Consider the following 14459-nt stretch of genomic DNA (forward strand, 5'->3'; position numbering starts at 1 on the left):
ATCCGGCCCGCCGCTCAACCCGTACGCCGCAGGTCCGCGCGCAGCCGCTCGGTCAGGTCCCGCTCCGCCGCCGCGAACGCCTCATCCGACTCGCACGGCCAGTGCCCCAGGATCGGCGGCGGCACGCTGTCGTACGGCGGTGGCACCACGTCGTGCGGGTCGACCAACCGGCGGTCCACGGAGGCCTCCGGCCCGGTGACCGTCCCGGGGTCCCCGGGACGGTGCGGAGCGAAGATCCAACCTCCGATGGGGTCGGTTTCCCGCCACAGGTTCACCCAGCGCCAGCCGACCCGCTCGCCGATCTCGCGCAGCACCTCGTCGTCGACGTAGGCGGGAAACAGCTGCGAGTACAACCGCTGCAGCGGCGTCCCGTAGGTCAGCAGGGCGACCCGGTCGGTGGTCCGGGGCGGCAGTTGCAGCACCGTGGCGGCGAGCAGCACCGAGCCGTGACTGTGCCCGGCCAGCAGCACCGCCTCGCCCTGGTCGACTAGATAGGTGATCCGCCGGGTCAGCTCCGGTACGGCCCGCTCGGCGTAGCAGGGCGGGGCGAAGGGGTGCGCCGCCCGGGGCCAGAACGTCCCCAGGTCCCAGAGCACGCCCACGTACCGGCGGAACTGTGCCGTCCGGTACGCGAAGATGCCGCCGACCACCAGCCCGAGCACGATCGCGGCGATCGCGTAGCTGCCCATCCCGATCAGAAAGTTGACCATGTCGGCGGGCAGCCGGACGTAGCGCTGGATCACGTCACCGGGATAGAGCTGGAGCAGGCCGAGCACGCTGGCGGCCAGGCCGACCGCGGCCAGCCCGGCGTAGACCACGGTGAGCGGGGGCAGCCGCTCGGTGAACCGGGCCCGGGCCACCGCCTGCTCGACCTGACGCAGCCGCTGCGCCGCGTCCGGCGGCGCGTGCGGGAAGTCGGCGGCCACGATCGCGGCCGCGGCCCGCCTCCGCTCGCGCCAGCTCAGCACCGTGACCACGCCGCCGAACAGCAGTGCGGTCAGCACCGCGATGAAGAACCCGAAGATCGCCCACTTGTACGCCAGTGGCGGGCTGGTGGCCAGTCGGTCCGCGGTCTCACCGTCGCGGTCCAGCAGGTCCGACACCCGGTAGACCAGCTCGGCGGAGAACGCCACGGCGAGGCCGGCGCCCACCGTGACGAAGGCCGGCGCGCCCAGCGCGCGCAGCGGTGAGGCCCCCGGCGGCCCGCCCCGTCGCCAGATCACCAACGCGGCGAGTACGAGCAGCAGCGCGGTCTGGCTGGCGAACAGCCAGGCGACGAGCGCGCCGTACCCGGGCAGCTCGCGGCCGTGCGGCCACGGCTTCGGGCTGATGATCGTGTACACGATCACCAGGATGGTCAGGCCGCAGGCGATCGTGCGTAGGCCGCGGGTGAGCCCGTCGAGCCGGGCCGACGGGCCGGGCCGGTCGATGCTCTGCACCACGGTGAGCAGGACGAGGCAGGCGAGCAGCACCGCCCCGGTGGCCACGACCAGCACCCCCATCACCCAGGACGCACCCTCGCTGATCCGGGCGGCCAGCAGGCTGCCGTCCAGGGTGGCGAACGCGGCGGCGACGTGCACCGAGCGCAGCCTGCCCACCAGCGGCGTGCCGTCCCACTGGCCGACCGCGCTCAACCGGTGCGCGGCGGCGGCGGAGGAGGGCTCCCGGGTCCGGAACGCGTCGAACGAGTGGCTGGGGCGGGCGCCCAGCCACCAGACGACTCCGATGGCGGCGACCGGCACCAGCGCCAACACGCCGAGGCGCAACCCGGCCGAGCGCCCGCCGAGCCAGGACAGCCAGGTCCGCCCGGCCATGCAGGACGGGGTGCCCATGCAACGCCAGGCGATCAGGTCCAGCGCCACCCCGACGATGGAGAGCACGTAGAGCATGGTGAGGGTGAGCGCGAGCACCCGGCACAGCGCGACGATGCCGTGCTTCGAGGCGTAACCCGCCGGGCGCATCCAGAGCGCCACGTTGCAGAGCATGAACGGCAGCAGGAACACCAGCGACAGCGTCCGCACGGCCGTGCCGGACGGCAGGTCGCTCCAGCGGTACGCCTCCAGCATGATCCCGTCGGTGCCCTTGGTGTCGGGATAGCCCTCACGTGGGCGGTAGAACCCGCCGCTGCGGTCCCCGGCGACCTGGTGGACGTGCGGCCGGTCCAGCACCTGGTCGGCCCCCGCCCCCGAGACGCCGTGCACCCGCAGCTCCACGACCCGGTCCGACGTCGTTCCGGTCGTCGACGCGTCCGCCATGGGCCCCCCGAGGTGTGCGCGGCAGTCGGGCGGGTCGTCGGTGTGCGGCCACCCGCGCGGCGACCCGGCTTACCCGCCTCGCGCCCGACCAACCGTGAACCGCGTCCCGTACCGACCCGGCCCGGTGCGGCGGACCCCTGGTAGGTGGTTTCATGGGCGCCATGGCGAACCCGGTGATCCTGACCGTCGACGACGACCCGGTGGTGTCCCGGGCGGTGGCCCGGGACATCCGTCGCCGGTACGGCGACCGCTACCGGGTGCTGCGGGCCGCCTCGGGCCCGGAGGCGCTGGACGCGCTGCGGGAGGTCAAGCTGCGTGGCGAGCAGGTGGCGCTGCTGCTGGCCGATCACCGGATGCCGGAGATGACCGGAGTCGAGTTCCTGGAGGCCGCGATGGACATCTTCCCGGCCGCCCGCCGGGTGCTGCTCACCGCGTACGCGGACACCGACGCCGCGATCGAGGCGATCAACGTGGTCGACCTGGACCACTACCTGCTCAAGCCCTGGCATCCGCCGGAGGAGAAGCTGTACCCGGTGGTGGACGGCCTGCTGGAGGCGTGGGCGGTCACCCCGGACGCGGCGACCACCGAGATCCGGGTCGTCGGGCACCGCTGGTCGGCGCCGTCGTTCAAGGTCCGCGACTTCCTGGCGCGCAACCTGGTGCCGTACCGCTGGTTGCTGGCCGACGACCCGGAGGGCGCCCGACTGCTCGACGCCGCCGGGGCCACCGCGGCGGACGTGCCGCTGGTGGTGACCGCCGAGGGCAAGGCACTGATCGCTCCGAGCGAGGCCGAGCTGGCCGGGCTGGCCGGGTTGACCGTGGTGCCCGCCTCCGACTTCTACGACCTGGTGGTGATCGGCGGTGGCCCGGCCGGCCTCGGTTCCGCGGTGTACGGCGCCTCGGAGGGGCTGCGCACCGTGCTGGTCGAGCGGCGGGCGACCGGCGGGCAGGCCGGACAGAGCAGCCGAATCGAGAACTACCTGGGCTTTCCGGACGGCGTCTCCGGGGCGCAGCTGACCGACCGGGCGCGGCGGCAGGCGGTGAAGTTCGGCGCCGAGCTGCTCAGCGCCCGGGAGGTCGTCGGTCTGAGCGAGGCCGGCGGCGCCCGGCTGCTGCGCTTCGGAGACGGCACCGAGATCGCCGCGCACACCGTGGTGCTGGCCACCGGGGTCTCCTACCGGGTGCTCGACGCCCCGGGGCTGGCCGACTTCACCGGCCGGGGGGTGTTCTACGGCTCCACGGCGACCGAGGCGCCGAGCTGCGTCGACCAGGACGTCTACATCGTCGGCGGGGCGAACTCGGCCGGCCAGGCCGCCGTGCACTTCTCCCGGTACGCGGCCCGCGTGCACCTGCTGATCCGGGGCGCCGACCTGACCGCCTCGATGTCCCGATACCTGATCGACCAGCTGGAGCGCATCGACCGGATCACCGTGCACCCGCACACCGCGGTGGTCGGTGGCGCCGGGCAGGACCACCTGCAACGGCTCACCCTGTGCGACACGCGTACCGGCGAGGCCCGCTCGGTGGACACGTCCTGGCTGTTCATCTTCATCGGCGCCGAGCCTCGGACCGACTGGCTGGACGGGGTGCTGGTCCGCGACGGGCGCGGCTTCATCGTGACCGGTCCGGATCTGCTCGCCGGTGGGCGGCGTCCGGCCGGCTGGTCGCTGTCGCGCGATCCGTACCACCTGGAGACCAGCCTGCCGGGGGTGTTCGCCGCGGGTGACGTGCGAGCCGAATCGGTCAAGAGGGTCGCCTCGGCCGTCGGCGAGGGCGCCATGGCCGTGTCGCTCGTGCACCGTTACCTGGAGGCCCAGTGAGCGCGAGGAGTGAGCCGGGTTTGCGAGCCCCGCAGTCGCGAACGAAGGAGGCCCAGTGACCACCGAGACCGATCGGCTGACACCCGCTCAGCTGCGTACCCTGTTCCTGTTCGAGGCCCTCGACGACGGGCAGTTGGACTGGCTGGCCGAGTACGGCCGGGTTGAGCAGCGCGCGGGCGGCACGCTGGTGTACGCCGAGGGCGAGGACGCCACCTGCTTCTTCGTCCTGCTGCGTGGCGCGGTGGCGTTGAGCCGGCAGGTACGCGGCGACGACATCGAGGTCAGCCGCACCGAGCAGCGCGGGGTGTACGGCGGCGCCACCCAGGCGTACCTGGGCGACCAGGTCGAGCAGACCTACCGCAACAGTCTGCGGGCAGTGACCGACGCGGAGTTCTTCGTGCTGCCGGCCGAGGATTTCGCGTACGCCCTGCGGTCCTGGTTTCCGATGCCGATGCACCTGCTGGAGGGCCTGTTCTTCGGGATGCGGAACAGCCAGACCATCGTCGGCGAACGGGAGCGGCTGCTTGCGCTGGGCTCGCTCTCGGCGGGGCTGACCCACGAGCTGAACAACCCGGCCGCGGCGGCGGTGCGGGCCACATCGGTGCTGGGCGACCGGGTCGCCGGGATGCGGCACAAGCTCGCGATGATCGCCGACGGCCGGCTGGACGGTCGGGCGCTGCACGGCCTCGTCGCGTTGCAGGAGGAGGCGGTGGCCCGGGTGGCCACCGCGCCGAAGCTGACCCCGATGGCGACCGCCGACGCCGAGGACGCGCTCACCGACTGGCTGGAGGAGCACGGGGTGAGCGGCGCCTGGGATCTGGCGCCGATCCTGGTGGGTGGCGGGCTCGACGCGGCCTGGTTGGGGCGGGTGAAGGCGGCGGTCGGCCCGGCGGACCTGGAGGCGGCGGTGCGGTGGCTCACCTACACCGTCGACACCGAGCTGCTGATGCGTGAGATCGGCGACGCGGTGACCCGCATCTCCGGGCTGGTCGGTGCCGCCAAGCAGTACTCCCAGTTGGATCGCGCGCCGCACCGGGTGGTGGACGTGCACGACCTGCTCGACGCGACGTTGGTGATGTTCAAGGGGAAGATCCCCGCGCAGGTCAAGCTGGTCCGCGAGTACGACCGCGGCCTCCCGCCGGTCCCGGCGTACGCCGCGGAGCTGAACCAGGTGTGGACCAACCTGATCGACAACGCGCTGGGCGCGATGGGAGAGAAGGGCACGCTGATCGTCCACACCGGACGCGTCGGCGACCTGCTGGCGGTGGAGATCACCGACACCGGCCCCGGCATCCCGCCCGAGGTGCGTCCGCGCATCTTCGAGCCGTTCTTCACTACCAAGCCGGTGGGGGCGGGCACCGGGCTGGGGCTGGACATCTCGTACCGGATCGTGGTGCACAAGCACCACGGCGACATCCGGGTGGAGACCGAACCGGGGCGGACCACTTTCCGGGTCCTGCTGCCGGTCAACGAGGGCACGCCGCGGTCCTGACCTGCGGACCGGTCGTTTCGGCGAGGGCCGAACGATGACGGCCGTACGGTCAGCGACCATGACGATCAGCCACTCACCACCCGTCGCCGAGCACCTGACGATCAACCCGAGCATCCTGTACTTCGGTACCCCGGTGGTGCTGCTGAGCACCGAGAACGACGACGGCAGCGCCAACCTGGCACCGATCTCCTCTGCGTGGGCCCTCGACCACGTCGTCGTGCTCGGCCTCGGCGGCGAGGGGCAGACCGCGTACAACCTCGCCGCCCGCCCCGATGTGGTGATCAATCTTCCCGCTGCTGATCAGTGGGAGGCCGTCGAGCGGCTGGCGCCGCTGACCGGACGGCACCAGGTGCCGGACTCCAAGCGCGACCGGTTCCGGCACGAGTCGGCGAAGTTCGAGGCCGCCGGCCTGCGGCCGCAGCCGTCGTACCGAGTCCGACCGCCCCGGGTGGCCGAGTGCCCGCTGCACCTGGAGGCCCGGGTCTCCCGGATCCACGCCGACGCCACTGACTCGTTCCTCATCGTCGAGGCCCACGTACTGGCGGTGCACGCCGACGCCCGCATCGTCGTGCCGGGCACCGACCATGTCGACCCGGGGGCCTGGCATCCGTTGATCTACAACTTCCGCCACTACTTCGGGCTCGGCGCCGAGATGGGTCACAGCTTCCGCTCGGAGACGCCGGCCGGCTGACCTGGCCGGCTCGGGATCATCCGGGTGGGGTGACGACACGCCATTGGCACACTCGTGCGACGCGCCGGTCACCTGGAGACATCGAGCAGTTGCACGCAGTAGTGTCGGGCGGCAATGGTGATCCCGCCCCGAGGAGGGTCCGTGGAGTCGATGGCCCGCCAGCGCACCGCCTCATTGGACGACGATCGGCCAGGCGACCCGCCGGTGCTGCCGGAGCTGGAGGACGCCGTCTGGATGCACCACGCGAGGGAGTTCGCCCACACCAGCTTCTGGGCGGTGGCCCGGCGGCTGCCCCGGCTGGTCCGGGAGGCGGTCGGGCTGGCCTGGGCCACCAACCGCCGGGACACCGTCGCCTCCATCGGGCTCAACGTCGCGGCCGGGGTGATGACCACGTTCGGCCTGCTCGCCACGACCAGCGTGCTGCGCGAGCTGTTCGCCGCAGGTCCCACCCCGGACCGGGTCCGCTCGGCCCTGCCGGCGCTGATCGTGGCCGCCACGGCGGTGTCGGCCCGCGGTGGTCTGACGATCGCCGCCGGTTGGGCTCAGGCCCGGTTGACCCCGCAGATCAACTACCAGGTGGAGCTGCGGCTGTTCGAGGCGACCACGGCGGTGGACCTAGCCGCGTTCGACGACGCGGGGTTCGCCGAGGAGATGGACCGCGTGCGGGACCGGGGGATGGGCGAAGCGGCGTACATCGTCGATCACACCGTCAACCTGGTCACCGGTGTGGTCGGAATCCTCGCCACCGCGGTCGCGGTGACCGTCATCCAGCCGCTGCTACTGCCCTGCCTGCTGCTCGCGGCGATACCCCAGGCGATCACGGCGGTGCGGATGGCCCGCCGGGAGTACCTGGCCATGCTGGCGCGGATCACCCGGCGACGTCGGATGTGGATGCTGGCCCACCTGATGGCCAACCGGCGCACCGCCGCCGAGGTGCGCGCCTATCAGATGCGCGACTTCCTGCTCGCCGAGTACCGGGCTGTGATGGCCGTCGAGACCCGGGCCCAGTTGCGACTGGTCCGCTCGCAGACGGGCACCCGGGTGGTGGGCGCGTCCGTCGCGGGGCTGGCCACCTTCGGGGTGTACGCGGTCCTCGGCGGTCTGCTGCTGGGCGGAATGGTCGTTCTCGCCGCCGCGGCGACCGCCATGCTCGCCCTGCAGTCGGCGCGGACCAGCCTGGGGGTGGCCGTCGTCGCCACCAACTCGCTCTACGAGGACGCCCTCTACTACCAGGACTACCGGGACTTCCTGGACCGTGCCGGCAGCCGGGTGCCGATCGGCGGTGAGCGGGCCGCCGACGGCGTCGACGCGGTCGAGCTGGACGAGGTGAGCCTGCGCTATCCGGACACTGACGCGCCAGCGGTGGACCGGGTCAGCCTGACCGTCCGGCGGGGCGAGGTGATCGCGCTGGTCGGCGAGAACGGCTCCGGCAAGACCACCCTGGCCAAGCTGATCGCGGGGCTCTACCAGCCGACCGGCGGGGTGATCCGCTGGGACGGCGTCGACGCCGCCGAACTGGACCCGCGTACCGTCGGCGCGCAGGTGGCCGTGATGACCCAGGATTGGTGGAGGTTTCCGTTCACCGCCGGGCAGAACATCCGGGTCGGGCGGCATGACCGGCCGCCGGATCGACCGGGCCCCAGCGTGCAGGATGCCGCCGCCGCGGCCGCCGCCCACGACATGATCGTCGGCCTGCCGCACGGCTACGACACCCTGCTCGACCGGGAGTTCAAGGATGGCCACGAGCTGTCCGGCGGGCAGTGGCAGCGGCTGGTCGCCGCTCGGGGCCTCTACCGGGACGCCGCCCTGCTGATCTGTGACGAGCCGTCGGCAGCCCTGGACGCCCGCGCCGAACACGCTCTGTTCCAGCATCTGCGTCGCCGACCGGACCGCGCCGTCGTCCTGATCACCCACCGGCTGGCCAACGTCCGGCACGCCGACCGGATCTTCGTCATGGACCGGGGTCGACTCGTCCAGCAGGGCAGTCACGACGAATTGATGGCGGCCGGCGGCCTCTACCGCGAGCTGTTCGACCTCCAGGCCAGCGGCTACCTCGCCGGCACCGACGACGCACTACCCCGCTGAGCACCAGGCAGCTCGCGCGGCTGAGGCCGACCCACCTGGCCCAAGGTCGGGCCGGGCCGGGGCGGCTGGGGGAGGGGAGGTCAGGCGCGGCGGTCGCGGGTGAGGAAGTCGGCGAGCGCCCGGGTGTGGGTCGAGAACGCCAGCTCCACCGGCTCGGTGAGCACCAACCACTCGGTCGCCTCCTCGGTCGGCGCCGACGGCGGCAGCTCCTCGGCCCGCCGCTCGGGCAGCACCCCGAAGATCATCATCGTGCCGCCCGCCGGGGCGCCGTGCACCGCGAACAGCCGGGCGTCCTCGGCGCCCGCCACCAGCCCGGTCTCCTCCTGCAGTTCGCGGACCAGCGCGTCGGACCACTCCTCGCCGTACTCGATGAAACCGCCGGGCAGCGCGAGCAGCCCGCGGGCCGGCTCGATGTCCCGGCGGACCACCACCACACCCAGGCCCTCGGCGGTGCGGACCGGCAGCACCGCCACCGCGACGGGCAGCGGGTTGCGCCAGACGGTCTCGTCGCAGGCCGCACAGACCCGCGGCCAGCCCGCCGCCGGGTAGGCGGCGCCGCAGTAGGAGCAGTGCGAGTACGGCGTACCGGTCATGCCGCAGCACGTTACCCGCACCGCCGCCGCGGTCCTCGGGCCGGCGGCGGCGGTGCGGATGCGCTGCTCAGGCGGTGGGGGCGCCGGTGTAGAAGGCGGTGGTGCGTTCAGCGGCGGCCTTCGCCTCGTCGGCGTCGGTGCCGCCGGCGATGCTCGCCTGACCCCACAGTTCGCTGCTCAGCTCCGTGAACCGCCGGCCCTCGTCGGAGACGCTCCACTCGGCTGCCTGCTCCGGCGAAACCCCGCTGCCGTCGGCGGACAGGTACGACGCGAGACCGAGCAGGCCCAGGTCCCAGCCGACGCCGACGGCGCCCGGCCCGAACTGGGCCCACCGGTCCTGGTCGACGTGCGCGATGTGGTCCAGCTCGAATCGGGTCCGCTCGTCGTCGACCGGGGTGAGCCGCACCTCGATCCAGCTCACCTCGCCGCCGAACTCCCAGGTGGCGGTGAAGCGGTGCGGCGGGTCGCAGCTCTCGACGGTGCCGCTGGCGTTGTCCTGGAGCTGGTACCGCCCGTGCAGCCGCAGGTCGCCGCTGATCGGCAGGAACCAGCGCGGGATGCGCTCGGCGCTGGTGCAGGCGTCCCAGAGATCCTCGACCGTCGTGTGGTACGTCTGGCTGATCGTGGTCACCCGGGCCTCGCCGGCCTCCAGGGTGCGGCTGCCGACGTGGCGCTGGACCGCGTTGATCTGCTCGATCGCGTTGATCATTGTGGGTTCCTCTCCTCGGGTGGGTCGGCGGGCCCGCGCAGCCGGCGTTCGCGTCGGCCCCGGGCCAGCTCGGTGGCGAGTGCCGCCAGGGGCGGCGTCCAGAACCGGCGGAAGTGCTCCAGCCAGCCGTCCACCTCGCGCAGTGGGCGCGGGTCGACCGCGTAGAGCCGCCGGGCGCCCTCCGGCCGCACGGTGGCGAAGCCGTTGTCCCGCAGCACCTTGAGGTGCTGGGACACGGCGGGCTGGGAGATGCCGAACTCCTCGCGGATCACCGCGCTGACCGCGCCGGCGGTCTGCTCGCCACCGGCGAGCAGCTCCAGGATGCGGCGCCGGACCGGATCGCCCAGCACGTCGAAGGCGTGCACGACGACCTTTATATCAGCCCGAGCTTATTTAAGCTAACGGTGATATGCCGATCAGCTTGTCGAGTCGGATCGGCAGGTCGCGGATCCGTACGCCGGTCGCGTGGTGCACCGCGTTGGTGATCGCCGCCGCGGTGCCGACGATGCCGATCTCGCCGATGCCCTTCACCCCGGCCGGGTTCAGCTCGCCGTCCTGCTCGTCCAGCCAGTGCGCCTCGATCCGCTCCACGTCCGCGCAACCCGTGATGTGGTAGGTGGCCAGGTCGTGGTTGACCCAGTCGCCGTACCGCTCGTCGAGCACGCCCTCCTCGTGCAGCGCCATCGACAAGCCCATCGTCATGCCGCCGATGAGCTGGCTGCGCGCGGTCGTCGGGTTCACCACCCGCCCGGCGGCGAACACCCCGAGCAGCCGGTTCACCCGCACCTCGCCGGTGTCCGCGTCCACCCGGACCTCGGTGAAGTGCGCCCCGTACGCGTACCGCGGCAGCGCGGGCTGTTCCCGCACCTCGTCGGCGGTGCTCACCTCCGCGGTCACCTCCCGGTCGGACGGCACCCCGCCGGGGGTGTCCCGAAGCTTCTCCCGCAGCGCCTCACACGCGCGGATCACCGCCCAGCTCCACGAGGAGGTGCCCATCGAGCCGCCCGCCACCCCGGCCGGCGGCAGGTCGCTGTCGCCGATCTGGATCTCCACCCGCTCCGGCGACACCCCCAGCGCGTCGGCCGCCACCTGCCAGAGCGCCGTCCGGGCGCCGGTGCCGATGTCGGTGGCGTCGATCCGGACCAGGAAACCGCCGTCGGGGCGCGCGGTGGCCGTCGCGGCGGAAGCGCGCGCCCGCGCCGGGTAGCTCGCGCCGGCCACCCCGGTGCCGACCAGCCAGCGCCCGTCGCGCCGGGACCGGGGTGCGGGGTCCCGGTCGGCCCAGCCGAACCGGCGGGCACCCTCGCGCAGACAGGCGACCAGGTTGCGGCTGGTGAACGGCTGTCCCAGCTCGGGGTCGACCGCGGGGTCGTTGCGGATCCGCAGCTCCACCGGGTCGATGCCGGCCTCGGTGGCGAGCTCGTCCATCGCCGACTCCAGGGCGTACGCGCCGGGGCACTCGCCCGGGGCGCGCATCCAGAACGGCGTGGGCACGTCGAGGCGGGCCAGCCGGTGCGTGGTGCGCCGGTGCGGCGCGGCGTACATGCTGCGCGTGTAGACGGCGACCTGCTCGGCGAACTCCTGGAGGGTCGAGGTCTGGGTGATCGAATCGTGGCAGATCGCGGTGAGTCGCCCGTCGGCGTCGGCGGCGAGCCGGACCCGCTGGATGGTGGGCGTGCGGTAGCCGACCGGCCCGAACAACTGCTGCCGGGTCAGCGCCAGCCGAACCGGCCGGTCCACCTGCCGCGCCGCCAGCGCGGCCAGCACCACGGCCGCTTTGGGGTATCCCTTGCTGCCGAAGCCGCCGCCAACGTGCTGCGCGATCACCCGGACCGACTCGCGGGGCAGCTCGAACAGTTCGGCCAGGACTGCCTGCACCGGCGTGGCGCCCTGGTTGGAGTCGTGCACCAGCAGTCGCCCGTCCCGCCACTGCGCGGTGGTGGCGTGCGGCTCCATCGGGTTGTTGTGGTACGCCGGCGTCCGGTACGTGGCGTCCAGCCGTACCGGCGCGGCCGCGTACCCGGCGTCGAAGTCGCCCTCCGCCGTGTCCGTCGGGTAGCTGGGGTTGACCTGGTCCGGCCGGTACAGGCCGGGGTGGTCGGCGGTGAGCACCGTGCTGTGCGGCCCGGCGTCGTAGTCGATCCGGACCAGCCGGGCGCCCTCCCGGGCCGCCTCCAGGCTGGTGGCGACCACCACCGCGATCAGCTGCCCCCGGTAGTGCACGGCCGGCTCCTGCAACAGCCACAGGTCCGGCTCCGGCCCGGGCGCTAGTCGGGGCGCGTTGCCGTGGTGCACCACGGCGAGCACGCCGGGCAGCGCGAGCGCCGGGGCGGCGTCGACCCGGGTGATGCGTCCCCGGACCACCGCCGCCGGCACCGCCCAGCCGTAGGTGACCCCGTCCACCGGGTACTCCACCGCGTACCGTGCCGTGCCGGTGACCTTCTCCCGACCCTCCAACCGGGGATACGCCCGCCCCACCGCGCCGGTGGTCATGGTGCGGAGGTCCCCTCGGCCAGCTCGGTCAGGGCCCGCACCGTGATCGCCCGGGTCAGCGGCAGCTTGAAGCCGTTGTGCCGCAGCGGGCGGGCCTCGGCCAGCTCGGCATCGGCGGCCTGCGCCGCCAACTGCGGGCTGAAAGGCCGCCCGCGCAGCTCCTCCTCGGCCCGGTACGCCCGCCACGGCCGGTGTGCCACCGCCCCGTACGCCAGCCGGACGTCGCGGACCACGTCGCCGTCGAGGTCCAGCACCGCGGCCACCGAGCCGACGGCGAAGGCGAACGACGCCCGGTCGCGCACCTTGAGGTACGCCGAGCGGCGCGCGGCCGGCAGGTGCGGCAGCCGGACGGCGGTGATCAGCGCACCCCGGGCCAGGGTGGTCTCCCGTTCCGGGTGCTCGCCGGGTGAGCGGTGCAGCGCCGCCAGCGGGACGTCCCGCGGACCGTCGGGCTCGTGCACCTCCACCACGGCGTCCAGCGCGGCGAGCGCGACCGCCAGGTCCGACGGGTGGGTCGCCACGCACAGGTCGGACCAGTCCAGCACGGCCAGGTCGCGGTTCTGGCCGTGCCGGGCGGCGCAGCCGCTGCCCGGCTCGCGCTTGTTGCAGGCCTTGCCGGTGTCCTGGAAGTAGACGCAGCGGGTGCGCTGCAACAGGTTGCCGCCGGTGGTGGCCAGGTTGCGCAGCTGCCCGGAGGCGGCGGCGAGCAGCGCGCGGGCCAGCACCGGGTAGTCGCGCCGGACAACCGGGTGGGCGGCCAGGTCGCTGTTGCGGACCGTCGCGCCGATCCGCAGCCCGCCGCCGGGCAGCTCCTCGACGGCGTCCAGCGGCAGCCGGGTCACGTCCACCAGCAGGTCGGGCCGCTGCACCCCGAGCTTCATCAGGTCCACCAGGTTGGTCCCGCCGGCCAGGTACGCCGCCTGCGGCTCGACGGCCAGCACGGCGACCGCCTCGGCCACGCCGGCGGGCCGGTGGTAGCGGAACGGTCTCACCTCGTCATCGCCGTCTCGCGAACGGCCGCGACGATGTGCGGGTACGCGGCGCAGCGGCAAAGGTTGCCGGCCATCCGCTCGCGGATCTCCGCGTCGGTCAGCTCGGGCGGGGCGGTGAGGTCGCCGGTGACCGCGCTGGGCCAGCCACGGGCGACCTCGTCGAGCATGCCACGGGCGGAGCAGAGCTGGCCGGGGGTGCAGTAGCCGCACTGGAACGCGTCGTGCGCGACGAAGGCGGCCTGGAGCGGGGACAGCTCGTCCGGGCCGGCCAGCCCCTCCACGGTGACCACCGACCGGCCGTCCAAGGTGACCGCGAGGAGCAGGCAGCTCTTCACCCGCCGGCCGTCCAGCAGCACCGTGCACGAGCCGCACTGGCCGTGGTCGCAGCCCTTCTTCGCCCCGGTCAGGCCGAGCTGTTCGCGCAGCGTGTCCAGCAGGGTGGTGCGGTTGTCCAGGGTCAGCTCGCGGTGCGCGTCGTTGACGTCGAACGCCACCCGGGACGAGTGCCGCTCGTCGGTGGTCGTCTCGCTCTCCGGTCCGCCCCGCACCGGCTCAGACTAGCTTTGCCAGTACATATCCGGGCGAACAACCCATAGACCCTCGCACGGAAGGATCCGGCGGGTCAGCGACCCGCGGCCCGTCGGCGGCGCAGCCCTTCGCTGGTGAACGCGTGATACACGATCATGACGATGACGCCGATCAGGCCCAGCATCGGATTGACGAACCAGCCGAGCAGGCCGCTGAGCCCGTAGAGGACCAGGCCGGTGACCGGTCGCAGCCGCTGCGTCCGCACGTACCCGGGACTGACCCCGCGCTGGAGCAGCTCCGGGTGGCGGTGCAGATAGCCGAAGAACACCAGCCACGGCGCCGACATCAGCGCGGCGGCCAGCGCGTACAGGGCGACGGCGGCGCGACGGTCGGCGGTGTCGCCGTGGGTGAGCGCGGACGCCAGCACGGCGGTCGGGAACGGGATGATCACCGCGCCGAAGAGGATGCCGAGGTTGATCCAGCTCAGCGCGAGGGTGGTGGCGCGGATCAGCCGGACCAGCGCGTGGTGGTTGAGCCAGAGCACGCCGACGTAGACGAAGGACACCACGAAGGCCAGGTAGGACGCTCCTTCGTCGAGCAGCCCGGCCAGCAACTCACCCGCGTGGTACTCCGGCACCCGCAGCTCGATGACCAGCAGCGTGATGACGATGGCGAAGACGCCGTCGCTGAACGCGGTCAACCGGTCCGTCTCGGACATCCGTGGCCCGGTGTCGGGCTGCTCGACCTCGTCGGCTGCTGCGGCCATTGGCGCAGGCTAACCGCCGGTGCGGTTTGTCTAGG

Annotated in this window: 12 protein-coding genes; 4 read left to right on the forward strand and 8 right to left on the reverse strand. The window is 73.0% G+C overall.

Annotated elements, in window-relative coordinates; genetic code table 11:
• Window positions 1-14: 14 nt before the first annotated feature.
• A complete protein-coding gene (locus tag ACWD5O_RS13485) occupies window positions 15-2255 on the reverse strand; it encodes a hypothetical protein (protein ID WP_354962351.1) in 2241 nt (746 codons plus the stop codon).
• A 152-nt stretch (window positions 2256-2407) separates the two neighbouring features.
• Here ACWD5O_RS13485 and ACWD5O_RS13490 point away from each other — a divergent pair, with 152 nt between their 5' ends.
• The 4 genes from ACWD5O_RS13490 to ACWD5O_RS13505 all read left to right on the forward strand — a co-directional run bounded on the left by ACWD5O_RS13490 (window position 2408) and on the right by ACWD5O_RS13505 (window position 8343).
• Window positions 2408-4075: an FAD-dependent oxidoreductase gene (locus ACWD5O_RS13490; protein ID WP_354962350.1), complete on the forward strand. Its 1668-nt coding sequence runs from the start codon at window positions 2408-2410 to the stop codon at window positions 4073-4075.
• A 55-nt stretch (window positions 4076-4130) separates the two neighbouring features.
• Window positions 4131-5567 carry an ATP-binding protein gene (locus ACWD5O_RS13495; protein ID WP_450085438.1) on the forward strand — a complete coding sequence of 479 codons (1437 nt, stop codon included), beginning with the start codon at window positions 4131-4133 and terminating at the stop codon, window positions 5565-5567.
• A gap of 58 nt (window positions 5568-5625) precedes the next feature.
• Window positions 5626-6258 (forward strand): flavin reductase family protein, encoded by a 633-nt coding sequence (locus ACWD5O_RS13500; protein WP_450085439.1) that lies wholly within the window; start codon window positions 5626-5628, stop codon window positions 6256-6258.
• A 150-nt stretch (window positions 6259-6408) separates the two neighbouring features.
• Window positions 6409-8343 (forward strand): ABC transporter ATP-binding protein, encoded by a 1935-nt coding sequence (locus tag ACWD5O_RS13505; protein ID WP_450085499.1) that lies wholly within the window; start codon window positions 6409-6411, stop codon window positions 8341-8343.
• An 80-nt stretch (window positions 8344-8423) separates the two neighbouring features.
• On the opposite strand, the gene ACWD5O_RS13510 is transcribed toward ACWD5O_RS13505, so the two are convergent.
• The 7 genes from ACWD5O_RS13510 to ACWD5O_RS13540 form a co-directional block, all read right to left on the reverse strand.
• Window positions 8424-8936, reverse strand: a complete 513-nt coding sequence (locus tag ACWD5O_RS13510; protein ID WP_450085440.1) for an NUDIX domain-containing protein — start codon at window positions 8934-8936, stop codon at window positions 8424-8426.
• Between the two features lie 67 nt (window positions 8937-9003).
• A complete protein-coding gene (locus tag ACWD5O_RS13515) occupies window positions 9004-9645 on the reverse strand; it encodes an SRPBCC family protein (protein ID WP_450085441.1) in 642 nt (213 codons plus the stop codon).
• Window positions 9642-10010: an ArsR/SmtB family transcription factor gene (locus ACWD5O_RS13520; RefSeq protein WP_354962345.1), complete on the reverse strand. Its 369-nt coding sequence runs from the start codon at window positions 10008-10010 to the stop codon at window positions 9642-9644. The genes ACWD5O_RS13515 and ACWD5O_RS13520 overlap by 4 nt, the downstream gene beginning before the upstream one ends.
• Window positions 10011-10038: 28 nt before the next feature.
• Window positions 10039-12138: a xanthine dehydrogenase family protein molybdopterin-binding subunit gene (locus ACWD5O_RS13525; RefSeq protein WP_450085442.1), complete on the reverse strand. Its 2100-nt coding sequence runs from the start codon at window positions 12136-12138 to the stop codon at window positions 10039-10041.
• Entirely contained in the window at window positions 12135-13130 is a 996-nt protein-coding gene (locus ACWD5O_RS13530) for an FAD binding domain-containing protein (protein WP_450085443.1), read from the reverse strand. Before ACWD5O_RS13530 ends, ACWD5O_RS13525 begins: the two co-directional genes overlap by 4 nt.
• Window positions 13127-13624 carry a 2Fe-2S iron-sulfur cluster-binding protein gene (locus ACWD5O_RS13535; RefSeq protein WP_450085500.1) on the reverse strand — a complete coding sequence of 166 codons (498 nt, stop codon included), beginning with the start codon at window positions 13622-13624 and terminating at the stop codon, window positions 13127-13129. The genes ACWD5O_RS13530 and ACWD5O_RS13535 overlap by 4 nt, the downstream gene beginning before the upstream one ends.
• Window positions 13625-13752: 128 nt before the next feature.
• Window positions 13753-14424, reverse strand: a complete 672-nt coding sequence (locus ACWD5O_RS13540; protein ID WP_450004940.1) for a TMEM175 family protein — start codon at window positions 14422-14424, stop codon at window positions 13753-13755.
• Window positions 14425-14459: the final 35 nt, after the last annotated feature.

This window comes from Micromonospora sp. NPDC005161 (assembly GCF_053599855.1).